Below are 21,159 nucleotides of genomic sequence, written 5' to 3'. Positions count from 1 at the left end.
CGACGGGGGTACCTTCCAGCGGTGGCTGGGGGAATTCAGGACCGAGGGGGAGGTCACGGTGGCCATCACAACACGCGCGCCCGCGCCCGGCGGCGGTGTCTCCGCACCGCCCGCCGGGGCGCCCGCGGGAGCGCCCGAACCGCCCGGGCGGGGAACCGCGTGGGCCGAGGGCGTGGACCGGCTGCGTGAGGCCGCGACCACGGAACCGGGCCGGCTGCGGATCATCGGGGCCGCGCTCGCCGCCTTGGTCGTGCTGTTCGGCGCGGTCACCGTGTGGGAGATCTCCGACCGTGCCACCGCGGCCGACGACGTGGTGGGCCACAGCCAGCCCCTCAGCGCGGACGCGGCGAGCATCTACCGCTCGCTCGCGGACGCGGACACGGCCTCCTCCAGCGGCTTCCTCGCCGGCGCCCAGGAACCCCGCGAGGTCCGCCAGAGATACGAGAAGGACATCGCCAACGCCTCCCGGCTGCTGGTGAGCGCGGCGGCCAACACCGGGGCCGGCGGGGATTCCCGCAAGGAGATCGCGCTCCTCGGCGAGGAGCTGCCCCGCTACACCGGGCTGATCGAGCAGGCCCGGGCGACGAACCGGCAGGGGCTGCCGCTCGGCGGCGCCTACCTGCGGTACGCCAACGAGCGCATGAGCACCGTGCTGCTGCCGGCGGCCCAGCGGCTCTACGAGGCGGAGACCGGCCGCCTCTACACCGACTACGACGAAGCCCGTTCCTGGCCGTTCGCCTCGATCGGCGCGGGACTGCTCGGCATCGGCGCCCTGGCGTGGGCGCAGCGACGCAACTACCGGCGCACCCACCGGGTCTTCAACCACGGCCTCGTCGCGGCGACGGCCGCCTCGGTCGTGGTGCTCCTGTGGCTCGTCGTCGGGACCACGGTCGCACGATCGGGGCTGAGCGAGGCCCGGTCGGACGGACAGGAGTCCCTCAAGGTCCTCAACGACGCGCGGATCGCCTCCCTCCAGGCCCGGGCCAACGAGAACCTGACGCTCGTCGCGCGGGGCGCGGTGCTGGCCGAGGACAAGAAGTCCGACAAGTACGACGTGGACTACACGAAGAACATGAAGGAACTGGCCGCCGGGCTGTCGGCGGCGCTGCGGCTGGCCGACGACGACAGCGGCGAGGAGCCGGTCTCCAAGGCGGTCGCCGGTGTCACGCAGTGGAAGCAGCGGCACGCGTCGGCCCGGGAGAGCGACATGCGGGGCGACTACGACCTCGCGCTCGTCCAGGTGGTCGGCGACAAGGACCACAAGGACAGCAGCGGGGCCTCCTTCGACACCGTGGACGCCTCCCTGGAGCAGGCCGTGGTCCACGAGCAGAAGGAATTCACTCAGGCGGCCCGGGGTGGACTCGGGGCGCTGGGCGGGCTGACGACGGGAGCGGCGGCCCTGGCGGTCGTCGGCGCGGCGGCGGCACTGCTCGGCATCGGTCGCAGGCTTTCGGAGTACAGGTGAGATCGATGCGGATACGAGCGGGGCGCGACCAAGAGCACGGCACGGACGGCCGGACCGGCGCCGACGGCGCCCCCGCGGCGAGCGGACTGCGCCGGGTGACGCGCCGGCTGCGCGGCTGGGGCGGGGTGAGCGCGATGGCCGCCGCCTGCGCGGTCACGGCCGTCGCCGTGCTGCTGCCGCTGGCCCACGCCACGCCGGACACCGGCGGTTCCGGCCCGGTCCGGCCGCCCGCCACGATGGCGATCGCCCCGGCGGGCCCGGCCGACACCTGCCAGGACCCGGAGGCCAGCCTGCGCCCGTCCGGCGTCGACGGCCCGACCATCGAGCGGATCCGGCAGGCGGGCAAGCTCGTCGCGGGCGTCGACCAGAACAGCTTCAAGTGGGGCTACCGCAATCCCGACGGCCACCTCGACGGCTTCGACATCGCGCTGGTGAAGGCCATCGCCAAGGACATCCTGGGCGACGAGAACGCGGTGATCTACCGGGCCATCCCCACCAGCCAGCGCGTGCCGGCGCTCCGGGAGAACCGCGTCGACGTCGTCGTGCGGACCATGACGATCAACTGCAAGCGGCTGGAGGACGTCGCCTTCTCGACGGCCTACTTCGAGGCGGGCCAGCAGGTCCTGGCCCCCAAGGGTTCGCCGATCACCGGGTACGACACCTCCCTGAACGGCCGCCGCATCTGCACGGCGGCCGGTTCCACCGCCGAGAGCGCGCTCAAGTCCCAGTCGTACGGTTCGCGGCCCGTGTCCGTTTCCAACCAACTGGACTGCCTGGTGCGCCTCCAGCTCGGCGAGGTGGACGGCATCATCACGGACAACGCGCTCGCCGCAGGCCAGGCGGCGCAGGACCCGTCGGTGCAACTGGTCGGCTCCCCGTTCACCCGGGAGTTCTACGGCGTCGCCATGAACAAGGACGCCTCCGACCTGGTGCGCCGGGTCAACAAGGTGCTGGAGGACTACCGCGCGGGCGGCGACGGCAGCCCCTGGATGCAGTCCTACCGCAAGCACCTGGAGGCCGTGCTGCCCAAGGTGACCGCCCCGCCCGCGCCCAAGTACCGGGACGGCTGAGGCCCGTGACGGAGGCAGAGCCCTACATGAGCGGTGTGGTCGGACCGGGGCGTCCGCAGGAAGGTCCGGCGGTCCTGGACGCGGACGGGGTGGATCGTGCGCTCAGCCGCCTCGCCGCGGAGCACGAGGCGGTCGAGACCTCCCTGCTCGCCCTCCAGGACCACTCGGGGCGACGGCTGCTGGAGGGCGCGGCCCTCACCGGGGTCACGAAGGAACGCTGGGCCGCCGCCGACGCCGCGATCACCCGGCTGTGGACGCTCTTCGACGCCTACAGCGGGGCGCTGCGCGCCGCCCGGGAGATCCGCGAACGCCGTCGCCGGCCGAACCGCGAGGACCTGGTCGAGCTGACGGAGCGGCTGTGCGGGCCCGGTGTGCTGATCGCCGGCGCCGGGCTGGAGGGCGCCGCGCTCGCCGAGCGGATGTCGCTGGCGGAGCTGGTGGCCCGGATGAACGAGCTGTACGCGTCCTCCCTGGACGTGGTGGTCGCCGCCGACGCGGTCTGGTCGGCGCTGCCCGCGCGGATCGACCTGCTCGCCGTCGAGCTGCACCGCACGCGCTCCCTGGCGCGCTCCGTGGGCATCCGGCCGGGCGAGCACCCCTCGGGGGACGACCTGGAGGAGATCACCGCCGAGCTGACGGAGCTGCGCGCGCGGGTCATCGCGGATCCGCTGGCGTTCTGGTCGGCGACCGCGGGGAGTTCCGCCCCGGGCGGCGGCCGTCCGGACACCGCGCGCTACGACCGGGCGGCCCGCGCCCTGGACGACGTGCGCCGGGAGATCGAGGCGGTCCTCGACGTACGGCAGGACTCCGAACAGCGGCTGATCAGCCTGCGGGACGTGCTCTCGCGGGCCGACCGGACGCTGGCCGAGGCGCGGACGGCGCGCGGCGAGGTGCTGGCGAAGATCGCGGCGTCGGAGGTGCCCGCGGTCAGCGGGCCGCCGACCGCCCTGCAGGAACAGTTGGCCGCGGCGGCCGAGTACCGGCGGCAGTCGCAGTGGCACCGGTTGTCGCCCCTGCTGGAGTCGCTGGAGGAACGGGCCGACGAGGAACTGCGCAGGGCGCGTGAGTCGTTGACCGCCGTGACGGCCCCGCTCGCGGTGCGGGCGGAGCTGCGCGGCCGGCTGGACGCGTACAAGGCGAAGGTGGCCCGGCTCGGGATGGCGGAGGATCCGCTGCTCATCGAGCGGTACGACACGGCCCGGCGGATGTTGTGGAGCGCTCCCTGCGATCTGCGGGCCGCCGAGGAGGCCGTGCTGCGCTACCAGTGGGCGGCGGCCGAATCGTCGGCCCCACCACCGCCTCGGGACGCACCGACACCGCCGGGCACGGTGCCCGCGGACCGCTCCGACGAACACTGGCCCCACCGGCCGGGGAAGGATGACGCATGAGCCCGAGCGGAACCGCGTGCGTTCGCCCCGGCTGCCCGGGGACGTACGAGGACATGGGCGACGGCGAGCTGTACTGCGACACCTGCGGGCTGGCGCCGATCGGCTCCGTCGCGGCGGGCGCGGAGGAGCTGGTCTCGCCGCCGACGGGGATGACGAGCGCGGCGCGCCACGGTGACTCCCGGGGCTCCGCGGGTTCCCGGGGCTCGGAGCGTTCGGGCTCCTCGGCGTCCGCGCGCTCCTCCCGGTCCTCCCGTTCCTCGTCCTCGCGGCGCTCGGTGTCCGGCCGGCTGTCGCGGTCCCTGTCGGGGGCCGCGTCCACCCGCTCGGTGTCGGTGCGCAGTTCGGGTTCGGCGCCCTCGGTCTCCGGGCGCGGCCGGCTCGGGGCCGGGCTGGTGAACGTACCGGAGGTGCCCCGTCCGGATCCCTCGGCGGCGGTGCTGGAGAACCCGGAGGTCCCGGAGCGCAAGCGGTTCTGCTCCCGCTCGGACTGCGGGGCCCCGGTGGGCCGGGCGCGCGGCGAGCGGCCGGGCCGGACGGAAGGGTTCTGCACCAAGTGCGGGCACCCGTACTCCTTCGTGCCCAAGCTGCGCGCCGGCGACGTGGTGCGCGGCCAGTACGAGGTCGCGGGCTGCCTCGCGCACGGCGGCCTCGGCTGGGTGTACCTGGCGGTGGACCGGGCGGTGTCGGACCGCTGGGTCGTCCTCAAGGGCCTGCTGGACACCGGGGACCAGGACGCGATGGAGGCGGCGATCTCCGAGCGGCGGTTCCTCGCGGAGATCGAGCACTCCAACATCGTGCGGATCTACAACTTCGTGGAGCACCTGGACCAGCGGACGGGTTCGCTGGACGGGTACATCGTCATGGAGTACGTCGGCGGCAAGTCGCTGAAGGAGATCGCCAACGATCGCCGCAGGCCGGACGGCAGGCGCGATCCGCTTCCGGTGGAACAGGCCTGCGCGTACGGGATCGAGGCGCTGGAGGCACTGGGCCACCTGCACAGCAGGAACCTCCTGTACTGCGACTTCAAGGTCGACAACGCGATCCAGCAGCAGGACCAGTTGAAGCTCATCGACATGGGCGCGGTCCGCCGGATGGACGACGACGAGTCGGCCATCTACGGCACCGTGGGCTATCAGGCTCCGGAGGTCGCGGAGACGGGCCCGTCGGTGGCCTCCGACCTGTACACGGTGGCGCGCACGCTGGCCGTGCTGACCTTCGACTTCCAGGGCTACACGAACGTGTTCGTGGACTCCCTGCCCGATCCCGAGCACATCGAGGTCTTCGGGCGGTACGAGTCCTTCTACCGGCTGCTGGTGCGGGCCACCGACCCCGATCCCGGGCGGCGGTTCGCCTCCGCCCAGGAGATGGCCGACCAGCTGACGGGAGTGCTGCGCGAGGTCGTGGCGCTGCAGACGGGCAAACCCCGGCCGCAGTTGTCCACGCTGTTCGGGCCGGAACTGCGCGTCCCGGACAACCGGTTGTTCGCCGACGGGGCGGGGGCGGAGGTGTCCCGGCTGGGGGCGCGCTCCACCGCGCCGAAGGGCCGACACGGGCGGACCGCCGGGCGGTCCGCGCCGGCGCCGGTCGCCACCGCCGCACCGCTCGCGCCGTTGCCCGCGCCCACGGGGTCGGTACCCATCGGGTCGGTACCGGTGGCGTCCGGGCCGATGGCGGCGGGCCCGGTGGGATCCGGGCCGGTGGCGTCCGTGTTCGCGGGGGGCCCGCCCGCGAACGCCCCGGCGGCCGTCCTGGGGACCACCGCCACGCACGTGTCGGCCCCGGCCGGCCCCCTGCCCCGGCAGGCGGCCGCCCCGACCGTGCCCGCCCCGGGCCCGACCCTCCTGTCCGCGCCGGTGCCCCGGCAGGCCCGCGGGCCGCTGCACGCCGGCATCGGCCTCGCGACCCTGGACGCCCGGAGCGCGGCGCTGGCCCTGCCGGTGCCGTTGGTGGACCCGGCCGACCCCAACGCCGGGTTCCTGACCGGTCTGCTCGCCTCCGCTCCCGCCGACCTGCTCGGCGCGCTGGGCGCGGCGCCCGCCGACTCGGCCGAGTTGCGGCTGCGGGAACTGCGGGCCCGGCTCGAATTGGGCGAGTTGGCCGTGGCCGGACAGGCCCTGATCGAACTGGAACTGCGGCATCCGGACGACTGGCGGGTGGTGTGGACGCGCGGCATCGCCTCGCTGGCGAGCGGGGACGACGAGACGGCCGCCCTGTCCTTCGACGCGATCTACGACGCCTTCCCGGGCGAGCCGGCGCCGAAGCTGGCCCTGGGCCTGTGCGCGGAGGTCCTGGGCCAGTTGGACAACGCCGCCGAGTACTACCGGCTGGTGTGGATCACCGATCCCGGCTTCGTCAGCGCGGCCTTCGGGCTGGCGCGGGTCCAGTTGGCCGCCGGCGACCGGACCCGGGCCGTGCGCACCCTGGAATCCGTGCCGGAGGCGTCGATCCACTACACCGCCGCCCGGGTGGCGGCCGTACGGGCACGCCTGCGCGACCGCTCCCCTGAGGAGGCGCTGCTGCCCGACCTGACGGCGGCTGCCGCGCAGGTCGAGGCGTTGGCCCGGTTCGGGCTCGACGCCGAACGCCACGAACGGCTGTCGACCGAGGTTCTGGGGTCGGCGCTGGACTGGGTACTGTCGGGTGGCCGGGGTGCAGACCCCGGCCGGACCTCGTTGCTCGGCAGTCAACTGGACGAGCGGGGGCTGCGCTTCGGCCTGGAGCGCTCGTACCGCGTCCTCGCTCGGCTGGCGCAGCGGGGCGAGGAGAGGATCGAACTGGTGGAGCGGGCAAACCGTTTCCGTCCCCGGACGTGGGTGTGATTGATGTCGATGCATCGGCCGTCGGGCTGCCCCAGCTGCGCTGAGCCCCTGGAAGAGGGGGACCGTTTCTGCGGCGTGTGCGGATACGCCCTCTCTTCCCCAACCGCGTCGGCGGACCCCGACCCGACCCTCCCGATCACCGCGCCCGCACCCGCCCCGCCGGGTGACGCCGGCGCGGGTCGCGGCGCCGCCGGGTATCCGGACGGCGCGCCCGCGCCGGGCTGGGGCAGTGTCGCGGGCGCCGCGCCGACCCTCGTCGGGGATCCGACCGGCTGGGCCGGCGCACCGGCCCGGCCGGCTCCCGACGCCCCGTGGGGTCCGGGCGGGCCGCCGTACGGCGCGTCCCCGGAACAGCAGCCGAACCACGCCGCCGCGCAGGGGCCGTCGGACGGCCGCGGCGCGTCGTACGGCGCCGCCGGCGCGCCTCCCGAGGGCGCCCCGTGGGGGGCCGCCGAGCCGCCGTCCGGGCACCCCGAGCCCCCGGTCGCTCCGGCCGGGCACCCTGTCGGGCACCCCGACCCGGGCCACGCGGCACCGGCCGGTCCCGCCCCGCAGGGCTTCGGCGACGCGGGCGAGCGGTACGACCCGCCCGTCCCGGCGCCCGCCGCTCCCGCGAGTTCGGCCGCTCCCGCGAACCCCGCCGGCGGCGACGCCGGCAAGACCTGCGTGGCCTGCCGCGCCGGCCGGGTGGACACCGACGGGTACTGCGAGCACTGCGGTCACGCCCAGCCCCGCGAGCGCGACCACCTGGAGGAGGAACTCGGCAGCGTCGCCGCGGTCAGCGACCGCGGGCTGCGCCACCACCGCAACGAGGACTCCTTCGCGGTGGCCGCGACGGCCCTCCCCGACGGTTCCGCGGCCACCGTGGCGATCGTCTGTGACGGCGTCTCGTCCGCCAGCCGCCCCGACGAGGCCTCGGCCGCCGCCGCCGGCGCCGCCAACGAGGCGCTGTTGGAAGCGCTCCCCCGCGGCGCGCACCCCCAGGAGGCCATGCACGAGGCGATCCTGGCGGCGGCGGCCGCCGTGAACGCCCTGGCCCCGGAGGTGCCCGGCGCCCAGAACGCCCCCGCCTGCACCCTGGTCGGCGCCGTCGTCAGCGGTGGCCTGCTCACCATCGGCTGGGTGGGCGACAGCCGCGCGTACTGGGTCCCCGACGACCGGGCCGCGCTCCCCCGGCGGCTCACCGAGGACGACTCCTGGGCGGCCCAGATGGTCGCGGCCGGCCTGATGGGCGAGGCCGAGGCGTACGCCGACGCCCGGGCCCACGCCATCACCGGCTGGCTCGGCGCCGACGCGTACGTCCTCGAACCGCACACCGCCAGCTTCAAGCCGGACCACCCGGGCGTGGTCGTGGTCTGCACCGACGGGCTGTGGAACTACGCCGAGTCCGCACGGGATCTGGCCCGGATCCTGCCGCGGGACGCGGCGGTCCGACCGCTGCACAGCGCACAGGTCCTGGTGGGGCACGCGCTGGACGGGGGCGGCCACGACAACGTCACAGTCGCCGTCGTGCCGTTCGCGGCCCTGCCGGAGGCAACCCCGGCGGCACAACCGGAACCGCAAGCGGAAGCGGACCCGCGCGCCCAGGCCTGATCTTCGACCGATCCTCCGAGGGAGTCCCATCGATGGCGAACTTCGCCAAGCCGAGCGCCCCGCGCTTCAGCGTGGAGGTGTACCAGAACGAGTTCCTCCCCGAGGGCGGCCGCGACGTCCACGCCATCGTCACGGTCACCTCCAGCGGCGGGGCCACCGCCACCCGGGCCGCCGTCCCCGCTCCCGGCGGGGCCGCGGTCGTGATCATGGTGGATTGTTCCGGGTCCATGGAGTACCCGCCGGACAAGATGCGCGGTGCCCGCGAGGCCACGGCCGCCGCGATCGACACCCTGCGCGACGGCACGAGCTTCGCGGTGATCGCGGGCACGCACGTGGCCAGGGAGGTCTACCCCGGTCAGGGCCGGCTGGCCACGGCCGACGCGGTGACCCGCGCGCAGGCCAAGGAGTCCCTGCGCGGCCTCGGTTCCGGCGGCGGCACCGCCATCGGGACGTGGCTGCGGCTGGCGGACGGGCTGCTGCGGCAGTCGCAGGCCACGATCCGGCACGGGATCCTGCTCACCGACGGGCGCAACGAGCACGAGGAACCGGCCGTGTTGCGCGCCACCCTCGAAGCCTGCGCGGGTCGCTTCACCTGTGACGCGCGCGGTGTGGGGACCGACTGGGAGGTGAAGGAGGTGACCGGCATCGCGAGCGCGCTGCTCGGCAGCGCCGACATCGTGGCCGATCCCGCGCACCTCACCGAGGACTTCACGCGCATGATGGAGAACGCCATGGGCAAGGAGGTCGCGGACGTCGCGCTGCGCCTGTGGACCCCGGTCGGCGTGGAGATCCGGTACGTGAAGCAGGTCGCGCCGACCGTCCAGGACCTGACCGACCGCCGTACCGAGGCCGGTCCGCGCGCCGGCGACTACCCGACGGGTTCGTGGGGCGACGAGTCCCGCGAGTACCACGTGTGCGTGCGGGTCCCGGGCGCGGCCGTCGGGCAGGAGATGCTGGCGGCCCGCGCGACGCTGATCGTGCCGGACGCGGCGGGCGGGACGCCGACCGTCCTCGCCCAGGGTCTGGTGCGGGCGGTGTGGACCGACGACCTCGTCGCTTCCACGGCGATCAGCCCGCAGGTGGCGCACTACACCGGCCAGGCGGAGCTGGCCCAGGCCATCCAACAAGGTTTGGAAGCACGCAAACTGGGCGATGTCGATGGTGCGACGGCCAAACTCGGACGCGCGGTACAACTGGCGAGCGCGTCCGGCAACGCGGACACTGCCAAACTGCTGGCGAAGGTGGTGGATGTCGTGGACGCGGCGGCAGGTACTGTGCGGCTGAAAGCGAAGGTCGCCGATGCCGACGAGATGACCCTTGAAACGCGTTCGACGCAGACCGTCCGAGTGAAGAAGACCTGAGAAGAGACCTGCCGCGATGACGCAGGGAGAAGGGGGAAGCGTAGCCATGCCGACCTGCCCGAACGGGCACCAGTCCGCCTCCGAGGACTGGTGCGAGGTCTGCGGCCACCGCATGGCTGCCGCCACGAGCGCCCCCGCGGCGCCTTCCTACGGCTACGGCTACCCTCCCACGGCCGGTGAGCCGACCGCGCAGGCGGAGCTGTGCCCGCAGTGCCGGACGCCGCGCGAGGCCATGGCCCCGTTCTGCGAGGAGTGCCGGTACAACTTCCTGACACGTTCGGCGACTTCGTACACGCCGCTCGCCCAGGAGACGGGCCCGGCCGCGGGCACCGGGAGCGTGGGGACCCCGCCTCCCCCGCCGCCGCAGGCCCCGCCGACGTTCTCGCAGGACCACTTCGACTACCAGGGCTCGCGGCCGTCCCGGGTCAACCGGCCGGCCGAGCCGCTCCAGCGCGAGGACGACTGGCTGCTGCCGCCTCCCTCGCACGAGCAGCAGGCACACGGGCAGCAGTCGCACGCGCAGCAGTCACACCAACAGCCCTCGCACCAGCAGCAGCCCCTCCAGCAGGAGTACCAGCAGCCGCACTACCAACAGCAGCCTCCGCCGCAGCAGGAATACCAGCAACCTCCGCAGCCCCAGCAGTCGCAGGGGCAGCAGTTGCAGCAGGAGTACCAGCAGCACTCGCAGCATCAGCAACAGCAGGTCCCGCAGCACCAGGCGCAGCAGCATCACCAGCAGCAACAGCACTACGGGTCCCAGGGTCAGGCTCCGTCGCACGTCGGCGGCGCCTGGAGCGCGACGGTCGGCCCGGACCGCTCGTACTTCATGGCGATGATGCAGCGCAGCGGCCCGGAGGCGGCCGGGTTGAACCTGCCCGCGTACTCCCCCGAGCAGCATCTCGCGCTCTCCGGCGGGCAGATCACCATCGGCCGCCGGCGCGCCTCCTCGGGCGAATCCCCGGACATCGACCTGTCGGTGCCCCCGGAGGACCCGGGCGTCTCCCACCAGCACGCGGTGCTCGTCCAGCAGCCCGACGGGAGCTGGGCGGTGGTGGACCAGAACTCCACCAACGGCACGACCATCAACGGCGGTGAGGAACCGATCCAGCCGTACGTCCCGATCCCCCTCGGCGACGGCGACCAGGTCCACGTCGGCGCCTGGACCACGATCACCGTCCGTCGGGGTTAGGCGGTCGTCCCGACCTCCCCCAGCGGCCACACGTACGGGCCCTGGGGGTCGTCGAGCCACGACCACTGTCCCTCCGACGTGAGCGTGACGCCGAACCGCTCGCGCGCCGGGCGCCCCTCGCGGCGCCACAGGTCCAGGGCCTCCCGGGGGTGCAGGACGCCCTCGGTGAGGATCAGCAGGAACTGGAAGCGCTCGTTGTCCACCAGCTCGTACGGGAGTCCGTGTGGGGGCAGCGAGGGGGCGTGCGGGGCCGCGCCCGCCCCGCGCAGCGGCACGAAGTACGCCGAGGTGTGCAGGAACCGGCCCTCCGCGAAGTCCGCGTCCCGCACGGTGAGCGCGATCAGCCCGGTCGACAGCGGGGCCAGGATGCGCGCCCCGGGCCGGCACTGGGCCGGCCAGGCGTGCGGGATCAGCGGCAGCGTGCAGGTGACCAGGATCCGGTCGAAGGGGGCGCGGGAGGGGCAGCCGCGCGCCCCGTCGCCGGTGACGACGGTCGGGTGCAGGCCGAGCTGCGCCAGGTGCGCCCGCGCCGACTCGGTGATCTCCTCGTCCAAGTCCACCGTGGTGACCAGTTCCTCGCCGAGCCGGTGGCAGAGCAGGGCCGCGTTGTAGCCGGTGCCCGCGCCGATCTCCAGCACGTTGTTCCCGTCACGGACCTCCAGCGCCGCCAGCATCCTCGCCATCAGGGAGGGCTGGCTGCTGGAGGAGACCAGTTCGCCATCGCGCAGCCGGGTGGCGAGCGGGGTATCCGTGTACACGCCGCGCAGCCAGCGGGCCCGCCGTTCGGGGTCCGGGTCCTCGGCCCAGAGCCGCTCGTGTCCGGCTCCACGACCGGTCCAGAAGTACGGGACGAAGACGTGCCGGGGCACCGCGGCGAAGGCCGCACGCCAGTCGGGGTCGTCCAGGGCCCCGGCCGCGATCAACTCCATGACCTGGGCCGCGTGCGCGGTCTCGCGCAGGTCGCGTACTTCGGCATCTGCGCCCATGTCTCCACTGTGCTGCCCTGCGGGGGCGAAGGCCAACGCTGGTCGGGCGTGTTCCCGCGCGTCGCGGCGTGGCGGGCGGGGTCCCGGGCTTGTGGGAAGGGTCCTGGGACCCCAGTCCTAGGACCCCGGTCCTCGGTCCGGGCGTCTGAGACGATGGTCAGGTGAATGACGATCCGCAGGGCACGGTCCAGGAGCAGACCTTCTACGAGCTGGTGGGCGGCGAGGCCACCTTCCGCCGCCTGGTCCACCGGTTCTACCAGGGTGTCGCGGAAGACCCGCTGCTGCGCCCGATGTACCCGGAGGAGGACCTGGGGCCGGCCGAGGAGCGGTTCGCGCTGTTCCTCATGCAGTACTGGGGCGGCCCGAACACCTACAGCGAGAACCGCGGGCACCCGCGCCTGCGGATGCGGCACGCGCCGTTCCAGGTGGACGCGGCCGCGCACGACGCGTGGCTGGGTCACATGCGGGTCGCGGTGGACGAGCTGGGCCTGGCGCCGGAGCACGAGGCGCAGCTGTGGCGGTACCTGACGTACGCGGCCGCATCGATGATCAACACGGCGGGCTGAGGCGGGCGGCGGAACGCACCCGCCGCGAGGCCCCGCGAGCCCGGCATGATCCGTAGGACAGGCCCTGGGTCGTCTCTTTCGGATCTTGCCGGTCAAGCCCGCGTCGTCCGGTGCCGTGCATCGCAAGGCGGAGAGGCTCCCGATCACTGGACGTCCTCGGGTGCCTCGACGACGCGGCGAGGTGCGGTGCCGGGCGGCGTGGGTCAGGCAAGATCCGGAAGAGACGGCCTAGACCGGCCGGACCAGCAGGGCGCCGAGGCCACCGGTCCCGCCGGGGCGGCGCATGGCGACGGACCCGTACGGGGTGCGCAGCCGCAGCCATCCCCCGGACGCCAGCAGCGCCACCGGTGCGGGGGCCGCGGGCGGCCCGGTGGGACCGGCGGGCACGGAGGCCCGTACCGGCCGCAGGAAGCCCAGGGACTGCGCGGCGTGCACGACGCGCAGCGGAAGTTCGGTGTCCCCCAGCGTGCGGGACCAGATCTCGCGGCCGATGCGGTCGCGCTCGGACCGGGTCCGGTGCTGCGGGGGCAGGGCCTCGTCCCGGGCCCGGAACTCGGCGACGGCGCCCGCCACGGCGGCCCGCATCGCCTCGGGGCCGGGCAGGCCCGCCACCGGCTCCCAGCCGCCGCGCGGAGGCAGGACGCCCGCCCAGGGCGGTCCGGTGACCGGGCCGGGCACGACGACGCTCGCGGCGCCCTCGTCCACCGATTCCAGCAGCTCACCGGCGGACACCGTCAGATCCAGGGGCGTCCCGACGGGCGCGGCGAGCCGCACCGTGCGGACGGCCAGTACCTCGAAGGACGGCGGCCGCCCGAAAACGGCGAGCGCGCCACCGCCCGCCCGCGCCTGCAGGCGGACGGCGGCGGCGCGATCGTAGTGCACCAACCGGCCCAGGAAGGCGGCGAGGTCCGCCACCTCCCCGGAGTCGGCGCAGTGCAACCGGTCGTTCATGCCGCGAGGCGCCCTTCCGAGCCCTTGGCGCGCTTGGCGTCACCGGGCTCGTCCAGGTACTCCTCCAGGAAGCTCCGCTCCTCGGCCGTGATGCGGCGGGGCCGCCCCGCGGCGAGGTCGTACGGCACGACCACGGTCTCGGCGCGCACGTAGACCGTCTCGGGCGTGGACTCGGTCGCCTCGTCCTTGACCTCATAGCGGATGGTCAGGGACGCGGCGCCTATCCGGGTCACCCAGGACTCGATCAGCACCGGCTCGTGCCGGTGCACGAGCGGCAGCTTGTAGTCGATCTCGTGGCGGGCCACGACGGAACCGCCCGTGAAGGACTCACTGCCCTCCCCGGGCGCCAGGCGGAACATGAAGTCGATGCGCGCCTCCTCCAGGTAGCGGAGGAAGACGACATTGTTGACGTGCCCGAAGGCATCCATGTCCGCCCAGCGGAGGGGGCACCTGTAGTGGTGTCTGGCCATGGTCCTCGACCTCAGCCTCGGGTCAGCTTCTTGTAGGTGGCGCGGTGCGGACGGGTCGCGTCCACGCCGAGACGCTCGACCTTGTTCTTCTCGTACGACTCGAAGTTGCCCTCGAACCAGTACCACTTGGAGTCACCCTCGTAGGCGAGGATGTGGGTCGCGACCCGGTCCAGGAACCAGCGGTCGTGGGAGATGACCACGGCCGCGCCCGGGAATTCGAGGAGCGCGTTCTCCAGCGAGGACAGGGTCTCGACGTCGAGGTCGTTGGTGGGCTCGTCGAGGAGCAGCAGGTTGCCGCCCTCCTTGAGCGTCAGCGCCAGGTTGAGGCGGTTGCGCTCACCACCGGACAGGACGCCCGCGGGCTTCTGCTGGTCCGGACCCTTGAAGCCGAAGGCGCTGACGTACGCGCGGGACGGCATCTCGACCTGGCCCACGTTGATGTAGTCCAGCTCGTCCGACACGACCGCCCAGAGGGTCTTCTTCGGGTCGATGTTGGCGCGGCTCTGGTCGACGTAGCTGATCTTGACCGTGTCGCCGACCTTGATGGCGCCGGAGTCCGGCGTCTCCAGGCCCTGGATCATCTTGAACAGCGTGGTCTTGCCGGCGCCGTTGGGGCCGATGATGCCGACGATGCCGTTGCGGGGCAGCGTGAACGACAGGTCGTCGATGAGGACCTTGTCACCGAAGGCCTTGGAGAGGTTGTTGACCTCGACCACGATCGAGCCCAGACGCGGGCCCGGCGGGATCTGGATCTCCTCGAAGTCCAGCTTCCGCATCTTGTCCGCTTCGGCCGCCATCTCCTCGTAGCGGGCGAGGCGGGCCTTGGACTTGGTCTGACGGCCCTTGGCGTTGGAGCGGACCCACTCCAGCTCTTCCTTGAGGCGCTTCTGGCGCTTCTCGTCCTTGCGGCCCTCGACCTTGAGGCGGGTGGCCTTCTTCTCCAGGTAGGTGGAGTAGTTGCCCTCGTAGGCGATGGCGCGGCCGCGGTCGAGTTCGAGGATCCACTCGGCGACGTTGTTCAGGAAGTACCGGTCGTGGGTCACGGCGATGACGCAACCCTTGTACTGCGAAAGGTGCTGCTCCAGCCAGTTCACCGACTCGGCGTCGAGGTGGTTGGTGGGCTCGTCGAGGAGGAGCAGGTCCGGGGCCTCGATCAGCAGCTTGCACAGCGCCACGCGGCGCTTCTCGCCACCGGAGAGGTTGGTGACGGGCCAGTCGCCGGGCGGGCAGCCCAGGGCGTCCATGGCCTGCTCCAGCTGGGCGTCGAGGTCCCAGGCGTTGGAGTGGTCCAGGTCTTCCTGGAGCTTGCCCATCTCGTCGAGGAGCGCGTCCGTGTAGTCGGTCGCCATCAGCTCGGCGACCTCGTTGAAGCGGTGCAGCTTCTTCATCGTGTCGGCGGCGCCGTCCTGGACGTTCTCCAGGACGGTCTTCGACTCGTCGAGCTTGGGCTCCTGCATCAGGATGCCGACGGTGAAGCCGGGCGAGAGGTACGCCTCGCCGTTGGACGGCTGCTCCAGGCCCGCCATGATCTTCAGAACGGTGGACTTACCGGCGCCGTTCGGGCCGACCACACCGATCTTCGCGCCGGGCAGGAAGTTCAGGGTGACGTCATCAAGAATCACCTTGTCGCCGTGCGCCTTGCGCGTCTTGCGCATGGTGTAGATGAACTCAGCCAAGAGAAACCGTCCGGCAGATCGATGGGTGGGCAGATACACCCCATCTTGCCAGTCGTCCATAGCTGCGGGCGAATGGGTAGGTCAGGCCCCCCTGACCCGGGCCGGCCCGGGTCGGCCCGGGTCGGCGGGTGCCGTGACGGCTTCCGACCAGGCCTCGCCGCAGGCGCTCGAGGGCGCGGGGTGGCCGGGGCCGGGCGGCGGGGGCGGATCTCCGGCCGGGGCACGACCGCGCCCCGGCGCGTGGGCGGCGCCGGGGCGGGCGGGGTGTGGTCGTCGCGCCGCGGTCAGCGCGGGCGGTAGACGGTGAGGGCTTCCGGCAGCTCGTCGAGCACGAAGGCGGTGGGAGCCTTGGCGTACTCCCCGTCGTAGGCGAGGGGGGTGCCGGGCGGCACGTCCGAGATCCTCAGGCTCCGCAGGCGGGTGGCGGTGTGGACCGGGGAACGGCTGAGGGGCCCGGTGAAGGCCGCGGCCAACAGGCGCGGGCCGGGACGACCGCCGCCGAAGACGAGCCGTACGTCGAGGAGCCCCTCGCCGAGGTTGTCGCGGCGCCGGGGGGCGGGGCCGCTGCCGTGGTACGTCCCGTTGCCCGCGAACAGCAGCCAGACGCTGCGCGGACGCCCGGCGAGGCTGAGCCGTACGGGCCGCTCGGCCCGCAGCACCCGCCACGCCGCCAGCAGCGCGGCCGGGCCGCTCCCGATCCGGGGCGCCCACCGCAGCCGGTGGCGCAGCAGCTCGGGGTAGGCGCCGATGCTGAAGTTGTTCAGGAAGTACCCCGACTCCTCGCGCCCGGCCTCGGAACCTGCCGCGGAACCGGCCTCGGCCGCGCTCGCGGGGTCGGGGTGGCGCCGCGGGCCGGGGGTGAAGCGTCCGACACCGACGCGGACCGCGTGCCCGTCGGCCACGGCCCGGCAGGTGTCCTCGGCTCCTGCGAGCCCGAGGTCGAGGGCGAAGTGGTTCAGGGTCCCGCCGGGGAACACCGCGAGCGGCACCCCGGCGCGCAGCGCGGCCGTGGCCGCCGCGTTGATCGTGCCGTCGCCGCCGCAGACGCCGAGCACCTGGGACCGGGACGCCGCCGCGGCCAGTTCCGACTCCAGCTCGGCGCTCTCGCAGTGGACCAGCTCCGCCTTCGGAAGCCGGCGCTTGAGGACGTCGAGGCCGGCGAAGGCGGCGGAACCCGAACCGGAGTTGATCACCACGGTCAGGCCGTCGCCGTCCGGCAGCGCGGGAGCCCCCGCGTCCGGCCGTTCGTCACCCGGTACGACCCGGGCCTCCTGCACGTCGCGCGCGAGCCGGCGGACGAGGAACCCGGCGGCCACCCCGAGCGCCGCGCCCGCCGCCACGTCGGACGGGTAGTGGACGCCGGTGTAGACGCGGGAGAACGCGACCGACGCGGCGACGGGGGCCAGCGCGAGGCCCCACCCCGGCGCCTCCAGCGCCAGCCCGGCGGTGAAGGCGAACGCCGAGGCCGCGTGTCCGGAGGGGAACGAGGTGGTCTGCGGCTGGGTGCGCAGCTGCCGGGTGGCGGGCACCCCTTCCAGCACGGGTCGGCGCCGGCGTACGGACCACTTGCCGACGGTGTTGATCGTCGCCGAGGCCAGCGCGAGGGAGGTGATCCCCCGCACGGCGGCCTTGCGTGTCCGGGCCGAACCGAAGGCGGCGAGCGCGGCGGCGGTACCACCCCACAGCACGCCGTGGTTCGCGGCCCGACCCAACCTCGGCAGCACCCGGTCGGCCCCGGGCCAGTGCCGGCGGGCCACCGCGTCGAACAACTGCCGGTCCCATCGCGCGACCGACCCCTGCCAGGTCAATTCCTGTTCAGCCATCCTCAGCGCCTACCCCGCGCCACGGATCCGGAACCAACCCCACCCGCCACCCGGGCCACCGGGCGCGGGCCGTCCTTCTCGGACCGCTCCGGGCCCGCGAAGGCAGGCCCTAGACCTCGTCGTGCTCGCCCTCCAGCGGGCGCTTGCGCAGCAGCAGGACGACCATGCCGCCCAGCACCACCAGGCCGACCGCGAGGGAGGCGATCACCGGGGTGGCCGCCGAGCTGCCGCTGGTCGCGAGGCGTTCGCCGGCCGGGGAGTCCTCGGTCTCGGTGGTGGGCTCGGAGCCGACCGACGGGACGGCCGTACCGGACACGGCGCCCATCGGTACCGGTTCGGGCGCCGGCCAGAGCGCCGTCGCCGTGGCGGTGGTCGCGGATTCGCTGGAGCCCGCCACGATCTGCGCCTGGTTCGGGACGCCGTTGGCGAAGAGCCGTCCGACGGGCACCTTCGTGGAGCCCTGCACGATGACCGAGGCGAGCCCGTCGGCCGTGCCCGGCGGCACTTCGAAGTACAGCCGGGTGCCGTCGGTGGCGGCGGTCAGCGGCCGCCCCTGCTCGTCGACCACCCGCACGCCCATGGCCAGGGCCGCCGCGTCGGGGGTGACCGTGACGCTCTGGGCCCCGGTGCGCACCGTGACCGGGCCGAGCCGGCTGCCGACGGCTCCCGTCACCGCACCCGACACCTCGCCGGGGTCCAGCGCCAGCGAGGGCGGCGGTTCCGCCATCCGGCCCGCCTCACGCTGGAGGTAGTCGGCCAGTTGTTCCGCCGCCGGGTCGGAGGCTTCCACATGCGCCCCGTCCGCCAGCCGCCAGATCGCGACCTGTGTGCCGGCGGCGGCGCTCTCCGCGGTGAGGGGGGCGGCGCCGGCGGCCTTGGCGAGCTCCGCCAGGTCGTTGAGCTGGGGGTAGGAGTGCTCCAGCACCCAGCGGATCCGGCCCGCGCCGTCCTTGCCTTCGAGGGGGCTGTCGGTCCAGCCGCTCTCGGTGTACCGGGCCTCGGGTTGTGCGTAGCCCGCGACGCCGACCCCGTAGGTCTGGAGCATGCCGCCACCGTCGACCCGCATCTCGTGCAGTCCGGCCGGGACCTGCCGTACGGCTCCGTCGTTGGTGCGCAGGACCGCCTGCCCGTAGGTCTTCAGCCCGTCCAGCACGGCGCTCGCACCCTCGGGGGCCCGGCCCGGTGTGGGCTCGGAGTCCGCCGCGACCGCGGCGCCGGGCGTGGCGGCCAGGGCCGCGGCCAACAGCGCCACCGCCGCCAACGACCTGCGTGTGGAGCCCCGTCCGGGGACGGCGGGTCCGGGGACGCGTGCGGTGGCGGGTGCGGCGATGGCGGGAGCGGGATCGGGAACGGAGGATGCGGGAACAGCGATCGACACAGTCTTCCCCTTCGGGCCGAGGACCCGGATGCCGAGGACCCGGGTGCCCGTGAGTACCGGGGAATCCTAACCGCCTCGAACACTCAGACCACCGCCGCCTTCTGAGCCGTCATCAGCGGGGTGTCCGTTGTGACCACGCGCCGGAAGGCCGCCGTCCCCCGGTTGAGGTCGTGTCCGATGGCGACGGCCTCGATGTCCGCGGAGAACCACCGCGCCCCGTCCCCGTCGGGCGGATCGTCGCGGACCCGCAGCCTTCCGTGCACGACGAGGGGTTCGCCGACGGACACGGAACTCGCCAGGTTCAACGCGAGGGTCCGTCGTGCCCAGATGGTGAAGAAGCTGGTCGCGGCGTCCGACCAGGTGTCCGTCCGCCGGTCGAAGTACCTCGGCGTCACCGCGAATCGGAACCTCGCCGACGGTCCGGTCGGCGTCTCCTTGAAGTCGATCCGCGTCGCCACGTGCCCCACCAGCGTCACCAGGGTGTCGTTCATCCCGGTCGCCCTCCCCCGCATGCCGCACCCGTGCGGACCGTCCGCACGAGGTACGACCATGCTGGCCCGGCGTCCCGGATCCCGCTCAGGCCTGTGGACTACTGACGGGTTGTGGAAAACTTCGCCACCGTCGCGTACTGCTCGCGCACCTCCCGGTAGCGCAGCAGCTCGGCCGCGACGGGCTCCAGCACCCGGGCCCGCCCGCACCCGGCCGCCGCCTGTCGCAACCGGCGTTCGGCGTCCTGTCCGTACCTGCGGGCCGGTCCCCGGGCGGCGATCGAGCAGGCCCATTCGACGAGCGGCCCGCCGATGATGCCCGCCACCATCAGCAGCACCGGCGGCATCAGGTGCGGCGGCAGGACCCCGGCGATCTGCCCGACCAGCCACAGGCCGCCGTAGATCTGGAGCAGGGTCATCGCGGCCTGGGCCAGCACCGCGGCGGGCCACCAGCCGGGGCGCGGCGGTTTGACGTGGGGCACGGTGACCGCCGTGCCCAGGGTCACCGCGATCTCGTCCAGTGCCTCCGGCAGCCGGTCGGCGCCGCGCACCGCGGTCTCGCGGACCGCCTGGGCCCAGGGGTCGGGCAGCCCGATGACCGCCTCGTCCGCGACCGTCCGTACGGCCTGCTCCACCCGCTGCCGGGCGGTGACCTCCTCCTCGACGGGCAACTCGGTCGCCGTCGGGGTGCGTCCGATCGCGGCGAGGGCGGCCAGGCCGGCCAGCGAGCGCGGGGCGCGCCGGCTCTCGTACCAGCGCCACAGCCGCAGCCACGGGGTCCCGCAGGCCTTGCCGGCGTTGCGCCGCCAGGCCCGTTCGGCGGCGAGACCGGCCGCGTACGCGCCGACGGCCTCGGCGAGCCGGTCCTCGAACTCGGCGCGCGCCACCTCCCCGATCTCGGGCCCGGGGTGCCCGTCGGCGACGTACAGCGGTCTGAGGCGCAGCGCGGCCCGGTCGACGTCGGCGGAGATGCGCCGGGTGGCCGCGCCCTTCTCCTGGGTGAACTGTCCGAGGAGCTCGCGCAGTTCCCCGACGCCCTCACCCGTCAGGGCGGAGATTCCGAGGACGGTCGCCCCGGGTTCGCCGTGTTCCCCGAGGGCGATCCCGTCGTCGTCCAGCAGTCGTCGCAGGTCGTCCAGGACCAGGTCGGCCGACTCGCCGGGCAGCCGGTCCACCTGGTTCAGCACGACGAACGTCACCTCGGCGTGGCCGGCCAGCGGGCGCAGGTACTTCTCGTGGAGGACGGCGTCCGCGTACTTCTCGGGGTCCACCACCCACACCACCGCGTCGACCAGCGCCAGCACCCGGTCCACGTGGTCCCGGTGGGCGCCGACGGCCGAGTCCAGGTCCGGGAGGTCCACGAGGACCATCCCCCGCAGCGCCTCGGCCTCCGCGGTCTCGCGCGGCCGGCGTCGCAGCCGGCCGGGGATCTCCAGCCGGTCCAGCAGGCCCGCCGCACCGTCCGACCAACTGCACGCGATCGGCGCGGCCGTGGTCGGCCGGCGCAGACCCGTCTCGGAGATCTGCACCCCGGCGAGTGAATTGAAGAGGGTGGACTTGCCGCTTCCGGTGGCGCCGGCGATCGCGACGACCGTGTGCTGGGCCGAGAGCCCGCGCCGCGCCGCGGCCTCGTCGAGGATCCGTCCGGCTTCGCCGAGGCTCTTGCCGTCCAGGATCCGGGTCCTGGAGAGCCCGATGAGCTGGCGGAGTGCTTCGAGGCGGGTGCGCAGGGCCTGCGCCTCGGGGCTGAGCGGGGGCGCGGTCACCTTGCCGCCGTCGCTGCCGGCGCCGGAGACGGCCCGTACGAGCGCGTCGTCGCCGCCCTCGCCGTCCCTCTCCTCCTGCTCCTCGTCGAACTCCAGGGTCTGGGGGCGCGATCGCGCGATGAGTCCGTCGTCCCAGCGGTCGTCGGTGCGGTCGGTCAAGGCGGTCATCG

16 protein-coding genes are annotated in these 21,159 nt (G+C 73.8%); 8 read left to right on the top strand and 8 right to left on the bottom strand.

Translation table 11 applies throughout. From position 1 onward, the window contains the following. The first annotated feature begins 58 nt into the window (after window positions 1–58). The 7 genes from OG906_RS22275 to OG906_RS22245 are packed head-to-tail and all read left to right on the top strand — an operon-like array spanning window position 59 to window position 10,885. Window positions 59–1,465, top strand: coding sequence for a hypothetical protein (locus OG906_RS22275; protein ID WP_443067403.1), 1,407 nt, complete (start codon window positions 59–61; stop codon window positions 1,463–1,465). A 5-nt stretch (window positions 1,466–1,470) separates the two neighbouring features. Further along, entirely contained in the window at window positions 1,471–2,535 is a 1,065-nt protein-coding gene (locus OG906_RS22270) for a glutamate ABC transporter substrate-binding protein (RefSeq protein WP_385636745.1), read from the top strand. A 26-nt stretch (window positions 2,536–2,561) separates the two neighbouring features. Next, window positions 2,562–3,923 carry a hypothetical protein gene (locus OG906_RS22265; RefSeq protein ID WP_329448094.1) on the top strand — a complete coding sequence of 454 codons (1,362 nt, stop codon included), beginning with the start codon at window positions 2,562–2,564 and terminating at the stop codon, window positions 3,921–3,923. Beyond that, entirely contained in the window at window positions 3,920–6,742 is a 2,823-nt protein-coding gene (locus OG906_RS22260) for a tetratricopeptide repeat protein (protein WP_329445209.1), read from the top strand. The genes OG906_RS22265 and OG906_RS22260 overlap by 4 nt, the downstream gene beginning before the upstream one ends. 3 nt (window positions 6,743–6,745) lie before the next feature. Next, window positions 6,746–8,335 (top strand): protein phosphatase 2C domain-containing protein, encoded by a 1,590-nt coding sequence (locus OG906_RS22255; RefSeq protein WP_329445208.1) that lies wholly within the window; start codon window positions 6,746–6,748, stop codon window positions 8,333–8,335. Between the two features lie 32 nt (window positions 8,336–8,367). Further along, entirely contained in the window at window positions 8,368–9,696 is a 1,329-nt protein-coding gene (locus tag OG906_RS22250; RefSeq protein WP_329445206.1) for a vWA domain-containing protein, read from the top strand. Between the two features lie 46 nt (window positions 9,697–9,742). Next, window positions 9,743–10,885 carry an FHA domain-containing protein gene (locus tag OG906_RS22245; RefSeq protein WP_329445204.1) on the top strand — a complete coding sequence of 381 codons (1,143 nt, stop codon included), beginning with the start codon at window positions 9,743–9,745 and terminating at the stop codon, window positions 10,883–10,885. Here OG906_RS22245 and OG906_RS22240 read toward each other — a convergent pair. Then, window positions 10,882–11,871: a methyltransferase domain-containing protein gene (locus OG906_RS22240; protein WP_329445202.1), complete on the bottom strand. Its 990-nt coding sequence runs from the start codon at window positions 11,869–11,871 to the stop codon at window positions 10,882–10,884. The genes OG906_RS22245 and OG906_RS22240 overlap by 4 nt on opposite strands. Window positions 11,872–12,032: 161 nt before the next feature. On the opposite strand from OG906_RS22240, the gene OG906_RS22235 reads away from it, so the two are divergent. Next, window positions 12,033–12,437: a globin gene (locus tag OG906_RS22235; protein WP_267799379.1), complete on the top strand. Its 405-nt coding sequence runs from the start codon at window positions 12,033–12,035 to the stop codon at window positions 12,435–12,437. A gap of 228 nt (window positions 12,438–12,665) precedes the next feature. On the opposite strand, the gene OG906_RS22230 is transcribed toward OG906_RS22235, so the two are convergent. The 7 genes from OG906_RS22230 to OG906_RS22200 all read right to left on the bottom strand — a co-directional run bounded on the left by OG906_RS22230 (window position 12,666) and on the right by OG906_RS22200 (window position 21,157). Next, a complete protein-coding gene (locus OG906_RS22230) occupies window positions 12,666–13,388 on the bottom strand; it encodes a hypothetical protein (RefSeq protein WP_329445199.1) in 723 nt (240 codons plus the stop codon). Continuing rightward, window positions 13,385–13,858, bottom strand: coding sequence for an acyl-CoA thioesterase (locus OG906_RS22225; protein WP_267825361.1), 474 nt, complete (start codon window positions 13,856–13,858; stop codon window positions 13,385–13,387). Before OG906_RS22225 ends, OG906_RS22230 begins: the two co-directional genes overlap by 4 nt. An 11-nt stretch (window positions 13,859–13,869) precedes the next feature. Continuing rightward, a complete protein-coding gene (gene ettA / locus OG906_RS22220) occupies window positions 13,870–15,534 on the bottom strand; it encodes an energy-dependent translational throttle protein EttA (protein WP_078998307.1) in 1,665 nt (554 codons plus the stop codon). Between the two features lie 284 nt (window positions 15,535–15,818). Beyond that, complete coding sequence (locus tag OG906_RS22215; RefSeq protein ID WP_329445196.1) at window positions 15,819–17,357, bottom strand: bifunctional phosphatase PAP2/diacylglycerol kinase family protein; 1,539 nt, start codon at window positions 17,355–17,357, stop codon at window positions 15,819–15,821. Window positions 17,358–17,466: 109 nt separating this feature from the next. After that, window positions 17,467–18,735: a thioester domain-containing protein gene (locus OG906_RS22210; RefSeq protein WP_329445194.1), complete on the bottom strand. Its 1,269-nt coding sequence runs from the start codon at window positions 18,733–18,735 to the stop codon at window positions 17,467–17,469. An 83-nt stretch (window positions 18,736–18,818) separates the two neighbouring features. Beyond that, on the bottom strand, window positions 18,819–19,226 hold the full coding sequence (locus OG906_RS22205) for a single-stranded DNA-binding protein (RefSeq protein ID WP_329445192.1): 408 nt from the start codon (window positions 19,224–19,226) through the stop codon (window positions 18,819–18,821). Window positions 19,227–19,324: 98 nt separating this feature from the next. Further along, window positions 19,325–21,157 carry a GTPase gene (locus tag OG906_RS22200; protein WP_329445190.1) on the bottom strand — a complete coding sequence of 611 codons (1,833 nt, stop codon included), beginning with the start codon at window positions 21,155–21,157 and terminating at the stop codon, window positions 19,325–19,327. Window positions 21,158–21,159 lie beyond the last annotated feature (2 nt).

This window comes from Streptomyces sp. NBC_01426, assembly GCF_036231985.1.
In the GTDB taxonomy this organism is placed as follows: domain Bacteria; phylum Actinomycetota; class Actinomycetes; order Streptomycetales; family Streptomycetaceae; genus Streptomyces.
This window is presented reverse-complemented; position numbering and strand designations above follow the sequence as displayed.

What these genes read in the sequence shown, in the direction of transcription:
- OG906_RS22260 (WP_329445209.1), top strand. Translation starts at nt 3,920, where the DNA reads ATGAGCCCGAGCGGAACCGCGTGCGTTCGCCCCGGCTGCCCGGGGACG.
- OG906_RS22200 (WP_329445190.1), bottom strand. Translation starts at nt 21,157, where the DNA reads ATGACCGCCTTGACCGACCGCACCGACGACCGCTGGGACGACGGACTC.
- OG906_RS22270 (WP_385636745.1), top strand. Translation starts at nt 1,471, where the DNA reads ATGCGGATACGAGCGGGGCGCGACCAAGAGCACGGCACGGACGGCCGG.
- OG906_RS22240 (WP_329445202.1), bottom strand. Translation starts at nt 11,871, where the DNA reads ATGGGCGCAGATGCCGAAGTACGCGACCTGCGCGAGACCGCGCACGCG.
- OG906_RS22255 (WP_329445208.1), top strand. Translation starts at nt 6,746, where the DNA reads ATGTCGATGCATCGGCCGTCGGGCTGCCCCAGCTGCGCTGAGCCCCTG.
- OG906_RS22265 (WP_329448094.1), top strand. Translation starts at nt 2,562, where the DNA reads ATGAGCGGTGTGGTCGGACCGGGGCGTCCGCAGGAAGGTCCGGCGGTC.
- OG906_RS22250 (WP_329445206.1), top strand. Translation starts at nt 8,368, where the DNA reads ATGGCGAACTTCGCCAAGCCGAGCGCCCCGCGCTTCAGCGTGGAGGTG.
- OG906_RS22205 (WP_329445192.1), bottom strand. Translation starts at nt 19,226, where the DNA reads ATGAACGACACCCTGGTGACGCTGGTGGGGCACGTGGCGACGCGGATC.
- OG906_RS22245 (WP_329445204.1), top strand. Translation starts at nt 9,743, where the DNA reads ATGCCGACCTGCCCGAACGGGCACCAGTCCGCCTCCGAGGACTGGTGC.
- OG906_RS22230 (WP_329445199.1), bottom strand. Translation starts at nt 13,388, where the DNA reads ATGAACGACCGGTTGCACTGCGCCGACTCCGGGGAGGTGGCGGACCTC.
- OG906_RS22225 (WP_267825361.1), bottom strand. Translation starts at nt 13,858, where the DNA reads ATGGCCAGACACCACTACAGGTGCCCCCTCCGCTGGGCGGACATGGAT.
- OG906_RS22215 (WP_329445196.1), bottom strand. Translation starts at nt 17,357, where the DNA reads ATGGCTGAACAGGAATTGACCTGGCAGGGGTCGGTCGCGCGATGGGAC.